19 protein-coding genes and 1 riboswitch are annotated in these 17,436 nt (G+C 34.2%); of the genes, 18 read left to right on the top strand and 1 reads right to left on the bottom strand.

Annotated elements, in window-relative coordinates; translation table 11 throughout:
- Positions 1–12 precede the first annotated feature (12 nt).
- The 18 genes from NMG63_RS05160 (at position 13) to NMG63_RS05075 (ending at position 16,003) form a co-directional block, all read left to right on the top strand.
- Complete coding sequence (locus tag NMG63_RS05160; RefSeq protein ID WP_254006562.1) at positions 13–1,011, top strand: ORF6N domain-containing protein; 999 nt, start codon at positions 13–15, stop codon at positions 1,009–1,011.
- 88 nt (positions 1,012–1,099) lie between these two features.
- Positions 1,100–1,822 carry a replisome organizer gene (locus tag NMG63_RS05155; RefSeq protein WP_254006561.1) on the top strand — a complete coding sequence of 241 codons (723 nt, stop codon included), beginning with the start codon at positions 1,100–1,102 and terminating at the stop codon, positions 1,820–1,822.
- Positions 1,823–2,015: 193 nt separating this feature from the next.
- A complete protein-coding gene (locus NMG63_RS05150) occupies positions 2,016–2,867 on the top strand; it encodes an ATP-binding protein (RefSeq protein WP_254006560.1) in 852 nt (283 codons plus the stop codon).
- Between the two features lie 58 nt (positions 2,868–2,925).
- On the top strand, positions 2,926–3,099 hold the full coding sequence (locus tag NMG63_RS05145; protein WP_153297310.1) for a hypothetical protein: 174 nt from the start codon (positions 2,926–2,928) through the stop codon (positions 3,097–3,099).
- Positions 3,100–3,113: 14 nt separating this feature from the next.
- The gene (locus NMG63_RS05140) at positions 3,114–5,120 is read left to right on the top strand and encodes a recombinase family protein (protein ID WP_254006559.1); all 2,007 of its coding nucleotides are present in this window, start codon (positions 3,114–3,116) and stop codon (positions 5,118–5,120) included.
- 97 nt (positions 5,121–5,217) lie between these two features.
- The gene (locus tag NMG63_RS05135; RefSeq protein ID WP_256478921.1) at positions 5,218–6,093 is read left to right on the top strand and encodes an ATPase, T2SS/T4P/T4SS family; all 876 of its coding nucleotides are present in this window, start codon (positions 5,218–5,220) and stop codon (positions 6,091–6,093) included.
- An 891-nt stretch (positions 6,094–6,984) separates the two neighbouring features.
- A complete protein-coding gene (comGC, locus tag NMG63_RS05130; RefSeq protein ID WP_254006557.1) occupies positions 6,985–7,272 on the top strand; it encodes a competence type IV pilus major pilin ComGC in 288 nt (95 codons plus the stop codon).
- 1 nt (position 7,273) lies between these two features.
- A complete protein-coding gene (locus tag NMG63_RS05125) occupies positions 7,274–7,540 on the top strand; it encodes a competence protein ComGD (RefSeq protein WP_254006556.1) in 267 nt (88 codons plus the stop codon).
- 410 nt (positions 7,541–7,950) lie between these two features.
- Entirely contained in the window at positions 7,951–8,301 is a 351-nt protein-coding gene (locus NMG63_RS05120; protein ID WP_254006555.1) for a hypothetical protein, read from the top strand.
- Between the two features lie 2 nt (positions 8,302–8,303).
- Positions 8,304–8,861, top strand: a complete 558-nt coding sequence (efp, locus tag NMG63_RS05115) for an elongation factor P (RefSeq protein ID WP_003773819.1) — start codon at positions 8,304–8,306, stop codon at positions 8,859–8,861.
- A 105-nt stretch (positions 8,862–8,966) separates the two neighbouring features.
- Positions 8,967–9,082: riboswitch (FMN riboswitch) on the top strand.
- 46 nt (positions 9,083–9,128) lie between these two features.
- A complete protein-coding gene (locus NMG63_RS05110; protein ID WP_254006554.1) occupies positions 9,129–9,656 on the top strand; it encodes an ECF transporter S component in 528 nt (175 codons plus the stop codon).
- A gap of 35 nt (positions 9,657–9,691) precedes the next feature.
- Entirely contained in the window at positions 9,692–10,669 is a 978-nt protein-coding gene (locus tag NMG63_RS05105; protein ID WP_254006553.1) for a hypothetical protein, read from the top strand.
- 10 nt (positions 10,670–10,679) lie between these two features.
- Positions 10,680–11,342, top strand: a complete 663-nt coding sequence (gene cmk / locus NMG63_RS05100) for a (d)CMP kinase (RefSeq protein WP_254006552.1) — start codon at positions 10,680–10,682, stop codon at positions 11,340–11,342.
- Complete coding sequence (gene der, locus NMG63_RS05095) at positions 11,335–12,645, top strand: ribosome biogenesis GTPase Der (RefSeq protein WP_254006551.1); 1,311 nt, start codon at positions 11,335–11,337, stop codon at positions 12,643–12,645. The genes cmk and der overlap by 8 nt, the downstream gene beginning before the upstream one ends.
- Positions 12,645–13,643: an NAD(P)H-dependent glycerol-3-phosphate dehydrogenase gene (locus tag NMG63_RS05090; RefSeq protein ID WP_254006550.1), complete on the top strand. Its 999-nt coding sequence runs from the start codon at positions 12,645–12,647 to the stop codon at positions 13,641–13,643. The genes der and NMG63_RS05090 overlap by 1 nt, the downstream gene beginning before the upstream one ends.
- Positions 13,644–13,698: 55 nt before the next feature.
- On the top strand, positions 13,699–13,983 hold the full coding sequence (locus NMG63_RS05085) for an HU family DNA-binding protein (RefSeq protein WP_003773810.1): 285 nt from the start codon (positions 13,699–13,701) through the stop codon (positions 13,981–13,983).
- Positions 13,984–14,035: 52 nt separating this feature from the next.
- The gene (locus NMG63_RS05080) at positions 14,036–14,719 is read left to right on the top strand and encodes a zinc metallopeptidase (protein ID WP_254006549.1); all 684 of its coding nucleotides are present in this window, start codon (positions 14,036–14,038) and stop codon (positions 14,717–14,719) included.
- Positions 14,720–14,785: 66 nt separating this feature from the next.
- Positions 14,786–16,003 (top strand): immunoglobulin-like domain-containing protein, encoded by a 1,218-nt coding sequence (locus NMG63_RS05075; protein WP_254006548.1) that lies wholly within the window; start codon positions 14,786–14,788, stop codon positions 16,001–16,003.
- Positions 16,004–16,041: 38 nt separating this feature from the next.
- On the opposite strand, the gene NMG63_RS05070 is transcribed toward NMG63_RS05075, so the two are convergent.
- Complete coding sequence (locus tag NMG63_RS05070; RefSeq protein ID WP_254006547.1) at positions 16,042–17,391, bottom strand: FAD-dependent oxidoreductase; 1,350 nt, start codon at positions 17,389–17,391, stop codon at positions 16,042–16,044.
- Positions 17,392–17,436: the final 45 nt, after the last annotated feature.

Raw genomic sequence — 17,436 nt, 5'->3', positions numbered from 1 at the left:
GAGGTGTATTTTGTGGCAGAGCAAGAAAGAGAGATAAAAATTGTAGATGATAAAACTATAAAAGAAAAAATCTATCTTATTCGTGGACAGAGAGTTATGCTTGACGCTGATTTAGCAGAAATATACGGTTACAGTACAAGAGCGTTTAATCAACAGGTAAGAAATAATATAGAAAAATTTGACGATGATTTTATGTTTAGATTAGATAAAATTGAGTTGGAAGATTTGCGATCAAATTTTTTGACCGCAAATGTTAGTCCTAAAAGTAGGGCATTGCCTTACGTGTTTACAGAACAAGGTATTTATATGCTTATGACTGTGCTGAAAGGTGAACTTGCTATAACACAATCAAAAGCACTTATTAGAACATTTAAGCAGATGAAAGACTTCATCATTGAAAATCAAGATTTTATCGGTTCAAAGGAATTAGTGCAAATTGCTATTCAAACCAACCAAAATACAAATGATATTGCAAGGATGGATAGCAAGATTAACACATTAGCTACTAAAGAAGATTTGAAAAAGGTAATGGACAATTTTATAGATCCGGAAACATATAAACATTTCCTTTTGATGAACGGAGATAAGATAGAAGCGGATGTTGCCTATACGAAAATATATAAGTCGGCAAAGAAAAGCATTTATGTTATAGATAACTATATAGGGCTTAAAACACTTGAACTTTTAAGGGCTGCAAGAGATAAAACGCAAATCATAGTCTTTAGTGATAATGTTAAAAATAAGGATATGCTTACAAAAAATATTTTAGATGATTTTAGAAAAGATTATCCTAATATAGACCTGAAGCTGAAGATAGCCGGTAAAAAGTATCACGATAGATATATTGCCATAGATTATGGAACAGAAAATGAAGCCTTTTATCTTTGCGGAGCCTCATCAAAGGATGCCGGAAATAAGGTATCAAGCATTACCAAGATAGAAGAATCTTCTAAAGATATGTACCATGATATGTTTAGTAAGATGTTAAATAATAAAGACTTAAAAATTTAATATATAATTATGAAAAAATTATAGCAATATGCAAGGCGGTAGAAGTAGAAATCTATCGTCTTTTTTTATTGAAGAAAGGTAGAAACAAATGGCAGATAAAAGAATGTTTTCACTGAAGATAGTGGATAGCGATTTATTTTTGGATATGCCACTAAGTAGTCAATGCCTATATTTTCATTTATCAATGAGGGCAGATGATGACGGCTTTGTGGATAATCCAAAGAAGATAATAAAAATCATAGGGGCAAATGATGATGACTTAAAAATCCTAATTACAAAAGGTTTTGTAATTGTCTTTGAAAGAGGAATTATAGTCATTACTCATTGGAAGATAAATAATTTTATTAGAAAAGACAGATATAAGCCGACTATGTATATAGAGCAAAAACAGCAGCTTTACCAAACGGAAAACGGAACATATATTTCAGAAGAAAATGTTGGTTGTCATCTGGTTAACCAAAGGTTGTCAAGTGGTCAACCTAGTATAGATAAGGGTAGATTAGATAAGGTTAGTATAGATAAGGGGAGAATAGAGCAGGTTGCCCCAATTTCTCTTTATGGAGAATATAAAAATATTAGATTAACCGACGAAGAATATCAAAAGTTAAAGGATAAATTACAAGGTCATACTGAAATAATGATTGAAAAGCTGTCAAGGTATATCAAGAGTAAAGGCACAGACTATAAAGACCACTATGTAACAATCCTTAATTGGTATGAACAGGATAAGGAGAAATTAACACAGAAAAATATTCAAAATGGAACTTCTAAAACCTATTCAACCAACTATGAGGATAGCGACAGCCTATAACTGTCAAATAAGACGGTGGAAAGGCGTTTTTAGAGCGTTAAGGCTTAAAAAGGTATCAGAATATAGCCAAGATAAAAATAAGTCTTAAAATACATTTTAGAGGCATATATAAAATATCGCACCACTGGTGCGAGAAATACAATGCTATAAATCGTCCACAGCTTGTGGATGATTTTCAAGAAAGGAAAAAACTATGAATAATAAAGAAAATCAAAATATGATAACTACAAAAATTCAGGGTACGGATTTTACCTACAACAAAGATACTCACTATGAAAAAGACGGACACATCTATTGCAAGGCTTGTAATGAGAGAATAGACGGTAAAGCAATTCCAATCTTAGATAAGCCTATGATTATTAGAACAGCTTGCAAATGTGTTAGAGATAGAGCTGAACAAGAAAAACAAAGAGAAAAACTGTTAAAACAAGATAGGTTAAGGCAAAACTGCTTTATATCCAAAAATCAAATAGCATATACCTTTGAAAATGCTGATGAAGATACCGACAAAGAAATCATCAAAAAAGCTAAAAATTATGTAAAACATTTTGAAGAAATAAGAAAGGACAATGTAGGTTTACTCTTATACGGAAATGTAGGAAGTGGCAAGACATATATAGCTTGTTCGATAGCAAATGCCATAATTACAGAATATTCCTATACGGTTAAGATGAGAAACTTTGCACAGATACTAAATGACTTACAAAAAGGTGGCTTTAACCTTGATAGAAATGAGTATATTGAGCAGATAACAAGCTCTACCCTTTTAATACTTGATGATTTTGGGATAGAAAGAAATACAGAGTATGCCTTAGAGCAGATTTACAATGTAATCAATGCAAGATACTTAAAAGCAAGACCGACCATTATAACGACAAACCTTAATTTTAAGGATATAGAAAAAGAACAGGAAGATATAATGCTTGGGAGAATTTATTCAAGGATAATAGAGATGTGCTTACCTCTTAGGGTAACGGGACTTGATAGAAGAAAAATACAAAGCAAAGAAAAGCTGAAGAAAGCACAAAACTTAATAGATGAGTAAAGGCGGTTGGAAAAGTAGAAATTCTAATCGCTTTTTTATTACAAGGAAAGGGGAATTTATGAATACTATACAAACAGAAAGCACAGATAATAAAAAGACTAAAGTAATTCAAAAAGAAATTGGAAATACAAAATACACCGTTAATATCTTCTGTAAGAAAAATGGAAAAGAGCTGAAAGATAAGATGAAATCAATCATTAAGCAGGAAGTTATAAAAAATAACGACAATTAACGGTGGAAAAAATTATGAAAAAGGAGTATAATACAAGTATCGTAGGTAGGCTTGATAGACAGGAGGAAAATATGTCTATTCAAGCTAACAGAAAAACAGCTCTTTATTGTCGTTTATCAAGAGATGATGAACTTCAAGGAGAAAGCAATTCCATTACAAATCAAAAGAAGATTTTAAGCCAGTTTGCCAAGCAGAGTGGCTTTTTTCAGTGTGAATTTTTCATTGATGATGGCTATTCCGGAACGAATTTTGATAGACCTGAGTTTCAAAATATGATAACAAGGGTTGCAAACGGAGAAATAGGAACGGTAATTGTAAAAGACCTATCAAGATTTGGAAGAAATCATCTTCATGTAGGTATCTATACAACGGAATTTTTTCCAAAACATAATGTAAGATTTATTGCCATAAATGATAATGTAGATACTTTTACTACCGATATGGAAACAGATATAAGTATTCCAATCAAAAATATCATCAATGAAATCTATGCAGTAGATACCAGTAGAAAAATAAAGGCAGTATATAGGGCGAAAGGACTTGAGGGAAAGCATACAGGAAGTCATGCCATATACGGATATAAAAAAGACCCTGAGAATAAAGACAAATGGATTATTGATGAAGAAGCTGCAAAGGTTGTAAAAAGAATTTATTCTTTAGTAGTAAGCGGACTTGGACCTTATCAAATAGCAGATTTATTGTATAAAGAAAAGGTATATTCTCCATCATACTATATGGCTATGAATGGTTATGGAAATCGTGTAAACAAGGAATTTGACACTCCTTATCGTTGGTGGGGGACTAGCATACAATGTATTGTAAGGCGTGAAGAATACTTAGGTCATACTGTAAATTTTAAGACCATAAAGCCAAGTTTTAAGGATAAGAGGAGATATACCAATAAAAAAGAAAACTGGGCTATTTTTGAAAATACTCATGAAGCCATTATAGATAAAGAAACATGGGATATTGCCAATTCCCTTTTGAAAACGACAAGAAGGCAGTCAAGAGAAGGAACGGTAAATCCACTCACAGGTAAGCTGTTTTGTGGAGATTGTGGAGAAAAACTATATAATTCAAGAGGGATAAATCGCAAGGGGACAGGACATTACAAAGAAGATGTTAGATATGATAATTATGTATGCTCAACCTATCAGAAACATAGAAATGAATGTTCTGCACATTATATCAGAACAAAAGTAGTCAGGGAGCTTATTTTAGAAGCCTTAAAAGATATTAGTAAATATATTGAGAACAATGAGGAAGAATTTAAAAATATCGTTATATCAGCAAGACTTGAAGAAAGGGAGAAAAGTCAAAAGGAAAATATAAAGAAATTAAAAGCGGATAAAAATAGGCTTGCTGTGATAGATAGGCTGTTTGTAAAACTATATGAAGATAATGCAAGTGGCAGAATAAACGATGAAACCTTTAATAAGATAGCTGTTCAATACACAGAGGAGCAAAAGACACTAAATACTGAAATAGTTGAACTTGAGGAGGTAACGGAGAAACTACAGTCCGTTAGTGATAACACAGAACAGTTTATTAAAACCATTAAGAGTTTTACTGATTTTTCGATACTCACAACCTCAATGATAAATCAACTGATAGATAAAATAATAATCTACCAAAAGCAAAAACTTAAAAGATATAAGTTTATTCAAAGGATAGATATTTACTTTAACTTTATCGGTAAGTTTGAGATAGAAAAAGATGATGAAATAAAGGAAGATACCTATATAGAGGAAAAAGAAGATAAAAAGTATATTCACAAAGACAGCAGATTTTCACCGATAACAGAATATCTGAAAGGGCAAGACAGAGAAATAGAGCTTGATTTTTCAAAGGTGGAAGAACTTATAGGCAGAAAACTTTGTAAATCAGCAAGAACCTATCCAAGCTATTGGTATGCAAGTGAAGATAGACCTATGGGAAATTCTATTTATAATGCAGGATATGATATTGTAAAGGTAGATGTAAAAAAAGAAACAATAAGGCTTATAAACTACGACAAGTAAAATATAGATGAGATTAGAGGTAACTACTAAAAATGGTGGTTACCTCTTTTTTTATTTGTAAATATTTGAAAAACTTTGTTGACAAATATCAACCGAAATGGCGATTGCACACTCAATAACAGATATACACTTTGATATTACAGAAATGTACCAGGTGATTCGCCTCAGGCGACATAAACAGACAATTAAAACCATCCACGATGATTTGTCGGTCAAGTTATATGAGCATTTAAAATACATTTCTCGCTTTGATTTAAGTCAAAAGGAAATACCTCAAACTGGTAGCTTTACGATGATATTCGAACGGAGATATTTTTTTAGATTTGCTACAATAGAGTCATTTGAAAGAAAAAACGGAGTGATACGCATTTTAAACATTGTATTGATTCATTCTCTTAGCCAATGCATTTCAAATAAAAGAATTCTAAAATCTCTTATAAAATCTTTCAATGCTAGTTCAGGACTCATCTTATTTTCGGGCGCTACAGGATCAGGTAAATCTACGACAATGTTTAATACGCTTAAAGAGGTTTCATCTGAGTCTATCTATAGCGTTGAAAGTCCGATTGAACATTTTTATAGCCATGTGATCCAACTGGAACCCATCGAATCAAGGCTTACCCAAGAAGACATTTTGAATCAGCTGTTAAGGATGGATGCAGACATTATCGTATATGGAGAAGTTCGAACAATGTCTGATTTAAAATTATGTATACGTGCTGTCAATATGGGGCATCTGGTCTGCGCTTCCATTCATTCAAGAAGTTGTTTCCATACATTAAATCGGCTTATTGATCTTGGGGCAACGCATTATGAGATTGAATCAGGACTTATTGCAATTTTGTATCATTATTTAAAAGAAGAGAAAGGAGAAGTTGTTTTTAAGCATGAATTTGCTGATCAAGTTCAAATCCGTAATCGACTCAGTCAATCGTTTACCGATAAAGTTTTACACCACAACAGAGACGGATAAATCGATTTTCAGGCTTTTAAGTGTAGGGTTAACGTTTCAAGAAATAAAACAATACTTAAATATTAACGATATGTCTTTTGATGCATATCTTAAGCGTACGCTTCCAAAAAGGTTTTATTTACTGTACCCGAAGGTTTCGGGTATCACGCTTTTGAAACTATATAATGAAGTTTTGACGCGTAAATATAAACGCTTAAAGGTGATCCATCAATCTATAGGTTATTGGCTATTTCTACATTTTATGGTCCTGGTCATGCTCGTTTTTTATAAAAAAATACTTTTACCAACAGTCATTTCAGAAATTGAGGTGTTTTCAACCAAACCACTTTTTTCAGCGATTTCAAGTTTGTTTTGTCCAGCACTCGTTTATTTGCAGGTTTTTTTTATTCTATTCGGTCTTGTCATAGCTTTTATTGTTTTTCACCGTAAAATACGGATGATTGTAATTGCTGGTTTGAATACACTCATTAAATGTAATTTAATTATTTTGTACATTTCCGAACAGTTTTGTCTATTCTATAACGTTCTTTATCCTGAAACAAAGACGACGCTTTCTACAATCAAGTGTTTACGTATTTCGTTGTCGAATACGTTAGCGGGTTCGATTGCCTTTGAAATTGAGCGAATGTTAGAGCAGGGAAAGGATATTTCTGATGCTTTAACCCATTCCTCACTGCACCCTATAATTAAAAGTAATATGCGAGAAGGGTTCTTGTTTAATGATTTAGAAAGGTCGCTTAATTTGTGTCTAAACCTCTCGGATGTTTTGATTTCACATCATCTGAAGAAAATGATTTTTGCTTATAGGGTTTTTGTCTCGATTAACATAATTATGATTGTGGTTGTTTACTATGAACTAGTAATGATTCCACTTAAACTAATGGAGGGATTATGAAACAAGGTTTTACGCTTATTGAGATGGTGCTCGTTATGACAATTATCGCAATCATATTTATGTTGACGTTACCAAATATCCAAAAAACAATAACAATGGTTAATCGCAAAGGGTGTGATGCACAAAAGAAAATTGTTGATGCAGCAATTATGCAGTACAAAATAAATTATGATGAACTACCAACGACTGTTGATCAGCTTATAAATGCAGGTTATCTAAGAGAAAATCAATACAAGTGTTTTAATGGCGAGGTTATCCAAATTGAAGATGGTCAAGCAGTATAGTATGAATTTTACTTTATGTGAGTTTCTCTTAGTGGTATTTATACTTAGCGTATCACTGCGAATGTTTCTTACGTTTCGTGTTGAATCTAAAAACGAACCTGCTCTGTTGGAGTATCAATTAAGTGCTATGGAACACTTAGAAACAGTTCCGATTCATGAAAATCATTGGTTTAATGCAAACGGTAATATTAATAAAGGTGGAACCATTAGGGTCAATAACTATACATGTGTCCTACAACTGGGGTTTGGAAGGTATCGATGTGATTAATTGCTTTACATATATTGAGGTGATGTATTGTTTGTGTCTTTTAAGTGTGATGGTATACCTGCTCTGTGTGTTTTATGCATAAAGGTTATTCTGTTGTTGAGTTCTTAGTTTGTCTCGCAATCACTCCTTTATTGCTGATAGTTTTAAATCAAATACTCGAGCAGAGCTATAAACTCATTGCGGATGCACCGCGAGTCAAACAAAATACTGTTTTTGAATTGCAATTGCAACAATTACTGATTCGAAGTAGACGTGTCAAATGCATTGACAATCGTATACTTTTCAAAAAAATAATTTAAACAATGAGATCAGTTTTAATGGAAAGTATATTATCAAAAAACCCGGTTATGAAATATTACTGCATCATGTTACTGATTTTAGTTGTAAAGATAGTAGGGTGACATACATTTTTGAATCGGAAAAATTCGAATTTTATGGATGGTAATCTGATAGGCTGCACCCATCTCGTTTTTATTGTTCTTTGTTTTTGTATTAGTAAAGCAGCTGTGCTATATGTCAAGCATTACCGATTATCGGAATCAATCAAGCGTATTCAAGAACGTATTGAATTGGAACGACTTGTAATTGATCATTTTTGTTTTGAAGATGAAGATTTCACGTATGAAGATGAGTACTATGAGGTTCAAGCACAAAAAAAAGATGAAAAAGTTTATGTTTCGATAAATGGTATTAGGTCATATCGGTTTTCTTATGATATAATTGATGATGGAAGTTTTAACTTAACTAAAATGGAGGATTAATTATGATTCAATCAAATGATTTAAGAGCAGGGATGTCAATTATTTATGAAGACAACCTATACCAAGTGTTGGATACATCACATAATAAGACAGCGCAAAGACAAATGATTATTAAAGCTAAGGTTCGCAACATGCGTTCAGGTTCCGTTACGGAATTAACAATGATCGGTGGCGATAAAGTTGAACAAGCTCATATCGATAAGCGTGTTATGCAATATCTATATGATGCAGGTGAAGAACTTGTTTTCATGGATGGTGAAACGTATGAGCAACTAGAAATTGCGAAATCGCGTCTTGAGTGGGAAATGAACTTCATGAAAGAAAACCAAGATATTACAGTTGTTTTCTATGAATCAGAAGTTCTGGGTGTGAATTTGCCTGAAAAAATTGCTTTAACCGTTACGCAAGCTGAACCAGCAGTTAAGGGTGATACAGCAACAAATGCACAAAAAAATGCTGTTGTGGAAACAGGTTTAGAAATTCGTGTGCCACTTTTTATCAGTGAGGGCGAGGTTGTTCTCGTTAATACTACTGATGGTAAATACTCGGGTCGTGCATAAGTCATAAAAAAATTAAAAGCAAATTCACCATTAGGATTGAATTTGCTTTTTTTATTTCACAGTACAAGTATTGGACATTAGTCTATTGTTTACTTATAATAATCTTGTATACTTCAGGGCAGGGTGTAATTCCCGATCGGCGGTAAACCCCGCGAACCAATTTGGTTGAACTTGTTAGATTCAAGTGGCGACAGTTAAAGTCTGGATGGAAGAAGTTTTTTTTCATGTTTGCCTTGAGTATTAATATTTTTTTACAAGGAGGCTAATATGAAAAAATATAATACTCGCACAATGGTTAATATAGCAATGCTGACAACAGTATCATTGATACTATATATGTTTGAATTTTATGTACTCCCAGGTTCGCCATTACAAGCAGATCTTAGTGATTTACCAGTTATTATCGGTGGATATTTATTAGGGGCAGGACCCGGACTCATGATAGCTTTTTTAAAAAATCTCATGCATATGTTATTTTTATCTAAAAATGCTGGTCCAGTCGGTGAAATTGCAAACTTTAGTTATGCAGTCTTGATTATGTTGCCTATTGCATTGTATCAACCTAAAACTAAAACGAAGCGTTTTGGGTTATATGTGTTTACGGTGTGTGCGAGTGGACTTTTAATGAATATTATTAATTACTTTATAACATTCCCTTTATATGGAATGACCCAAGAAGGTGCCTGGAATTTGCTCTTTGCGGTGTTTTTACCATTTAATTTAGCAAAAGGGACGCTATTAATCGTTTTCTTTAGTGTTTTACGTCCCCATTTACATAGAATCACAGGACATTAATGTGATATAATTATCTCAAGGAGTGATTGGATATTATGAAATCTCGAGTGAATAAATATCAAGACTTACATGAGCAAATTGCATTGGACTCTGAAAGTAATATTGAAAATTCAGATCTCTCACATTTTGCGAATCGATTGAACCAAATTGATGATCAGTTTGATAAAATGGATGTCGTAGCCAGAGAAGATCGTGAGCCAACACATGCACGTCAAATTGAAGAGGTTCAAGTAGAAAACTCAGTTGGCGAAGAACCAAATGTTGAACCACAATTTGATACTTTTGAAAGTGCATATCTCAAAGATTTTTTAGATGAAGTCAAAGAGTATAATGTTCGCAAAGGTTATCGTGATCTTGAAAATACCGATGCAAATATTTTAAGCGAGTTGAATAAGTCATCAGAAATTGCAAAACCTTTTAACGATGATGAAATGACAACCGTTTTACATGCTATTGATCCAGAATTGTCTACGATGGATGCAGACGTTTTTATTGAGGATGAAGCTGAAGAAGAAGTAAATCTTGATGAGTTACCAAATCTTGATGAGACAATAGTATTCAAATCAGTAGAACAAAATACTGCTAATGCGTTTGATGAAGAAGATGAATTAGAAAAAACAATCGCAATGGCGGTTCAAGAAATGGTGGATGACGAAGAAGAATCGTCGGATTTATCAGGTCAAGAAATAATTGGTTCTGTAGAATTTGAGTTGGATGCGGATGAGTTTGAGAATATCTTATCTGAAGAAGATGATTCAATTTTTGAAATGCAGGCACAATTAGATGCAATGGAAGATTATTCCGATAGTGATTTTGATTCGGATAAGTTCCGCAGTGAATTACTCGCTCAAACACAAACATTACAACATAAAATTATTGATCAAGAACAAAACATCGATCAAATGAACGAGACGATGGTTCGCACGAATCGAATGTTGAACGTCGTTCTTTCGTTATTAATCCTTGCGATTATTGTTGTATTGTTGTTGATTGTAGCGCAATTTAGGAAGTAGGATAGTTTTTGTGTTTAATATAGCAATTGATGGACCGAGTGCGTCGGGGAAAAGCACCATCGCTAAGCAATTAGCAAAAAAATTAGGATTTGTGCATATCGATACAGGCGCAATGTATCGAGCAGTTGCACTTATTTGTTTGAATCAAAATATTGATTTAAATGATGAAAAAGCATGCTTTAACATCGTTAAAGATTTGGTAATTGAATTACCCGAAGAGAATATGATTTTAGTAAATGGTCAAGATGTATCGCTTCTTATTCGAAACGACGAAGTTTCGAGAGCAGCTTCACAAGTATCTAAACATAGATCAGTTCGTGATGTTTTAGTATCAATTCAAAGAGAAATTGCTTCAAAAAAAGGATTTGTATTGGATGGACGTGATATCACATCAGTTGTTCTTCCAGATGCTGAAGTGAAAATATTTCAAACCGCTGATGCGGGCGTACGTGCACGCAGAAGATTTAACGAATTAGTAAAAAATGGAATTGAAACGACATATGAAGCAGTTCATTCTGACTTAATTGAGCGCGATGAGCGTGATATGAATCGTCAAGAATCACCACTGATTAAGGTTGAAGATGCCATTGAAATAAATACAACATCGATGTCAATTGAAGAAGTTGTATCACAAATAGTAAATATTATAGAGAGTAGGAATTTGAATGATTGATGGAGTAGTAGCAATCGTTGGCCGTCCTAATGTAGGGAAATCATCTCTGTTTAATCGAATTATGGGCGAGAGAATTTCTATTGTTCATGACGAAGCAGGGGTTACACGTGATCGACTTTATGGAAAGACCACATGGTTAACAAAGGATTTAAGATTTATTGATACGGGTGGAATTCAGATGGAAGGCCAACCGTTCCAAGAAGAAATTAAAATGCAAGTCGATATTGCTATCGATGAAGCGGACATTATTATTTTTGTTGTAAGTGCTAAAGAAGGCATGACTACAGATGATGAATTTATAGCACGACTTTTAAGACAAACAAACAAACCAGTCATTATTGCGGCAAATAAGGTAGACGATGTTCAATTTGTATCGGATATTTATGAGTTTTATGCACTTGGCTATGATGAACCGTTTGCAGTATCTTGTGAACACGGTATTGGTTTAGGTGATCTTTTGGATGAGGTTATTAAAAAATTACCACAAGATGGGATTACGATGTATGAAGATGAACTCAGTTTTTGTGCTATTGGTCGCCCTAATGTAGGGAAAAGTTCACTAGTAAATGCAATGTTGAATCAAGATCGCGTAATTGTTTCAAATATCGAAGGAACTACACGCGATGCAATCGATACACCTTTTAGAATGAACGAACGTGATTATGTCATCATTGATACAGCGGGAATTCGTAAACGCGGTAAAGTCTATGAAGATGTAGAAAAATATTCAGTTCTACGCGCTATGAGTGCAATTGATCGAAGTGACGTTGTGTTATTTTTAATCGATGGTGAAGCCGGTATTCGTGCTCAAGATAAACATGTTGTTGGGTTTGCGCACGAAGCTGGAAAACCAATTATTATTGTTTACAATAAATGGGATGTTGTAGATAAAGAAGAAACTGCTATGGAAGATGTAAAAAAAGTTATTCGTAGTGAGTTTATGTACTTATCCTATGCACCGATTGTATTTGTATCCGCATTAACACGTAAACGTGTTCATACGTTGATTCCTCTTATCGAGGATGTTCATGCTAACAGTATCAAACGTATCAGTACAAGTGTAATCAACGAAGTAATTCATGATGCTGTCATGCTTACACCGCCGCCATCACACAATGGAAAACGTTTAAAAGTATTCTATGCATCACAAGTTAGTACAGTGCCACCAACATTTGTTATATTTGTTAACGATCCCGAGTTGTGTCACTTCTCATATAAGCGCTATTTAGAAAATGCTCTGAGAAATGCTTTTGATTTCACAGGGACACCAATTAGAATTCTAATTAGAAAGAGGGGAGCTTAATGAAAATCGGAATTGTAGGTTCTGGTAGTTGGGGAACTGCTTTAGGTCAAGTCTTAGCGGATAATGGACATGAAGTTATGATGTGGGGACGTAAGTTGGATCAGGTTGTAGATGTACATTTATATCATTTAAATGAAGAATTTTTTCCTGGTGTTAAACTTAACGAACGATTAGATGCTACACAAAATTTCGAAGATATATTGGACTCTCAAATTATACTTCTTGCAGTGCCAACAGGTGCTGTAGAAGAAGTATGCATCGAGTTAAATACTCATTTAAATCATCCCGTTATTATTATCAATGTTGCTAAGGGATTGCATCCTACAACGCATGAATTACTTGATCATGTTATTAAACGTGTCATTGATCCTAATAAATTGAAGGGAGTTGTGAGTTTAATCGGTCCTTCGCACGCAGAAGAAGTTGTATTGAGAAAAATCACAACAATCAATGCAGTGTCGGATAACCCTGTTCTTGCTGAAGAAATTCAAGTTCTCTTTTCAAATGATTATTTTCGAGTTTACACCAATGATGATGTAATTGGATCACAATATGGTGTTGCTATCAAGAATGTTATTGCACTTGCAAGTGGAATCGCTGCAGGATTGGATGCGGGTGATAATGCACGTGCTGCATTAATAACTCGTGGTTTGACTGAGATGCAACGGTTTGGTGTTCACATGGGTGGACAACCTGAAACCTATCTTGGACTCTGTGGTGTTGGTGATCTTGTCGTTACAGCTACATCGATTCATTCACGAAATTTCCAAGCAGGGATGGAGATTGGTCAAAAAAATTCAGCTGTTGGATTTCTAGATCATAATACAAAAACTGTAGAGGGTGTTTTCGCTGCAAAAGTTGTTTATGAAATCGCAGTGGAAGAGGGCATTGATATGCCAATTACTGAACAAATATATAAAATTATATATGAAGAAAAATGCCCTTCTGAAGCCATAAGTGAATTAATGGTGAGAGATTTGAAACCTGAGCGTATTTAACTTGTCAGACAGCAGTTATAATGCTATTATTTGATTATGAAATGGAGGTTTCAATATGAGTGAAACATACAACAAGAAATTATTAAGCGAGTCAATCGCTGGCAAATTAGACATTAGTAAAAAACAAGCAAATGAATTTATCGAAACATTCCTAGACGAGGTAAAAGAAATTCTCGAAAATAAGGGAACAGTCGATTTAGCTGGTTTTGGAAAATTTGAGGTTCGTCATCGTGCAGAACGTGATGGTTTTAATCCTCAAACAAAAGAAAAAATCCGCATTGCTGCATCACACAGTGTAGGATTCAAACCTGCGAAAGCTCTTAAAGACGCAGTTAAATAATTAATGATTTTAAAAAAGGAGCCTGTCTCCTTTTTCTATAGTGGAGGTTAGTATGGGTTTAATGGGTGTCGGTTATGGATTTGTAATCCTTGCCGCTATAATATCTTTTGCTGCACAGATGTATGTTCAATCTGCTTACAGCAAATACAGCCAAGTGGATACATTTGAACATTTGTCCGGTGCGCAAGTTGCACGTCGAATTTTAGATCTTAAAAATATTGACGATGTTCAAGTTGTTGAATCTAATGGTGGTGAATTGAGTGATCATTATGATCCAACAAAAAAAGTTGTAGCTCTATCACCAAAGGTTTATCATGAAACAAGTATTGCATCAGTTTCAGTCGCAGCTCATGAGTGTGGTCATGCCATTCAACATGCTGAGAATTATGGATTTATTGCATTACGTAATAAAGTTTTACCGTTTGCGATTGTCGCAAGTAAATTCAGTATGATTCCGATTATGATTGGTTTGTTTGGAAGTCCACAGTTTCTTAAAATTGGAATTATTCTATTATGTGTCATTGCGATTTTCCAATTAGTAACGCTACCTGTGGAATTTGATGCATCATTACGAGCAATTAAAATCTTAGAGCAAGAATCATTGCTTGATTCTGGAGAACTTCAAGGTTCCAAGAAAATGTTAACGGCAGCGGCGCTTACCTATGTAGCTGCGTTAGTTGGAACTCTGTTAAGTATTCTTCGATATATTGCAATCTATAATCGTCGCAATGATTAAGACACCACGTGTGTCTTTTTTTTATGTCTTACTAGGAATCGTGTTTACTTAAATAGGGGGATGATTATGCGTTGTTATTTATTTTTTCTATTTATATTTATGTTTGCTTTCGCAACAGAGGTTACCTGTGAATATATCGACGATCGACAAAAAGTTCCAAATGAGTTACTTGAGGTAAATTTTGACAAGGGAATGCTTTATTTGAAAGGATGGGCCTTTATAAGAGACTATCAAAATTACTATGATGCTTCGACACACTCATTTCGGCTCCATGTGAAGGGTCCTTCACATAAAGTATTCCAAATGTCATTAGATTCTGTAAATCTTACTCGATTCATGTCTTATCGCGGTTATCGGTTGTGTGAGGATAACCAGATAAGCCAAGAATCCTGCAATCATCATTATGAAAATGTAGGTTTTTATGGCTCGATACCCCTTAACACCTTGATAGAAGGTGATTACGCGTTGTCGCTTGAAATACACCATCAACAAACACATCGTACCGTAGAGGTGCCTCTATATCTAACGAGCATGAAATCTCTATCGCATCAATACGACGGTAAAGACTATTCGATTGACTCAGTTTTTAAACAAGGAGGAATTACAGTGTACTATCATACTCTGATCGCGACAGCTACACCATTCCCGTCCTATGAAGGCAAGGTTGTAGAGTATGGACAGTATTGTTCTCGTTCTCATGGAAATACATCGTTCTATAGACAAGGTGCAATGTTTCAAAAAATTAAAGATGTTGTTAAGTATAAAGGGATTGTCTCTTACTTCAAAGTTGGCGCAAAACAATCAGGTTGTGTTGATGGGCGGCAACGGTTGGTTGAGGGGAATGAAGTTACAGTTTATATTCCAAGTACATTTGTGAACTATACTGGAGGGAATTTGAAACTAAAAATACGTAATCGAATGCCAAAGCTCGATGCTCAACCGATTTCAATCAATCAATATCAGCCTTATGATGTTTTTGAGAATGTAAGTGCAGTTGACTACGATCATAATAATATTTCAGATCGAATTGAGGTTACATCAAATAATGTTAATGTGAGGATACCTGGAACGTATAATACATGTTATTCTGTTACGGATTATCGAAATCAGAGGGCAACTTCGTGTCGTAAAGTTTTTGTGGAGACGATACCGACATTCTTTAGATATATTAGTGAATTAAGTATTCCAGAAGCACATTTAAACATTTGGAACAACAATTTGTTTCATCAAGTTTTAAAAGATGCACTTCTAAGAAGGCAAACATACATAAAAAAATCGTATTGATGAAAGAATTTCTAATTTCATCAATACGATAGTTCTAATTATTTTTTGGATTCCTTTTCTACTGCAGCTTGAGCAAGTATATTTAAGTAGTTCCAAGGACGATCAAAATGTGGTTGGAAGAAAAAGTCAACATAAGCTAAATCTTCGATTGTCATTTTGTTTTGAACAGCAAGTGAAAGTGTATTTGCGGATTGAGTGATATCATACTTTGAGATTACTTGACCTCCGACAATACGATGTGTTTCTTTTTCGTACACAAGTTTCATCATTACTTCTTCAGTTGTAGGCATGAATTCAGGACGGTAATTATCTTTAACCAGTACTGAGTCGACGTCTAAGCCAAAGAAAGGCGCTGAATTAACAGTAACTCCAGTGGAGCCAATATTATATCCGAAAAGGTATAATCCAGAAGTACCTTGTGTTCCACGGTATTTAACTTTGTTTTCAATAATATTCTTTCCTACAAGTGTACCCATTCGAACTGCATTTGTTGCAAGAGGAATATAAGCGTGGTCGCCTGTTGGGTTATAGTGAACCGCTACGTTATCCCCAGCAGCATAGATTTCAGGACGACTTGTTTGCATATATTCATTCACTTTAATTGCACCATTTGGCAAGGTTTCAACTTTATCCTTAATTAATTCTGTACTTGGTTTAAAACCTACACACATAATTACGAGGTCTGCATCATAGCTTCCAGCAGAAGTAATAACTTGACTTACATTTCCATTATCATCAGACTTAAACTCTTGAACTGTTTGGTTAAGTGCAAGTTTGATACCACGGTTTGTCAGGTCTGCTTCTAATACATCTGTAAACTCTGGATCTAGATACTTATTAAGGATGCGATCAAGTCCATCAACTAAAGTTACATCTTTACCAGATTCGCCGAATGCTTCGACAAGTTCAATTCCGATATATCCACCACCAACAATAACAACTTTTTCAGCTTTGTCTTTGCGTGCAATGATTTCTTGAGCTTGATTATAGTTTTTACATAACATAATATTCTCAGCTTCAATTCCTGGAATTGGTGGCACAATTGGCCATGAACCTGTCGTAAGGACTAACTTATCATAGCTTTCTTCAAAAGTTTCATTTGTTAGTAAGTTTGTAACAGATACACGTTTTGCTTCAACATCAATATCTGTAACATTATGTTCCATATTTACGTTTGCACCTAATTCTGCAAGTTCTTTAGGGCTTGAATAAAATAAACTTTGAGCGTCTTTTACAACACCACCGATATATAAAGCAATTCCACATGATAAAAATGAAACATTATCATTACGTTCGAATACCTTTACCTCAGCAGTAGGGTCTTCATTAATAATTGCTTTAACTGCGGATGTACCTGCATGTGTACAACCAATAACTACAACTTTCATACATAATCCTCCTTAATGTATACATTTATTATACCAATGTTTAAA

It is taken from the genome of Erysipelothrix amsterdamensis (assembly GCF_940143175.1).
Classification (GTDB): domain Bacteria; phylum Bacillota_I; class Bacilli_A; order Erysipelotrichales; family Erysipelotrichaceae; genus Erysipelothrix; species Erysipelothrix amsterdamensis.
This window is presented reverse-complemented; position numbering and strand designations above follow the sequence as displayed.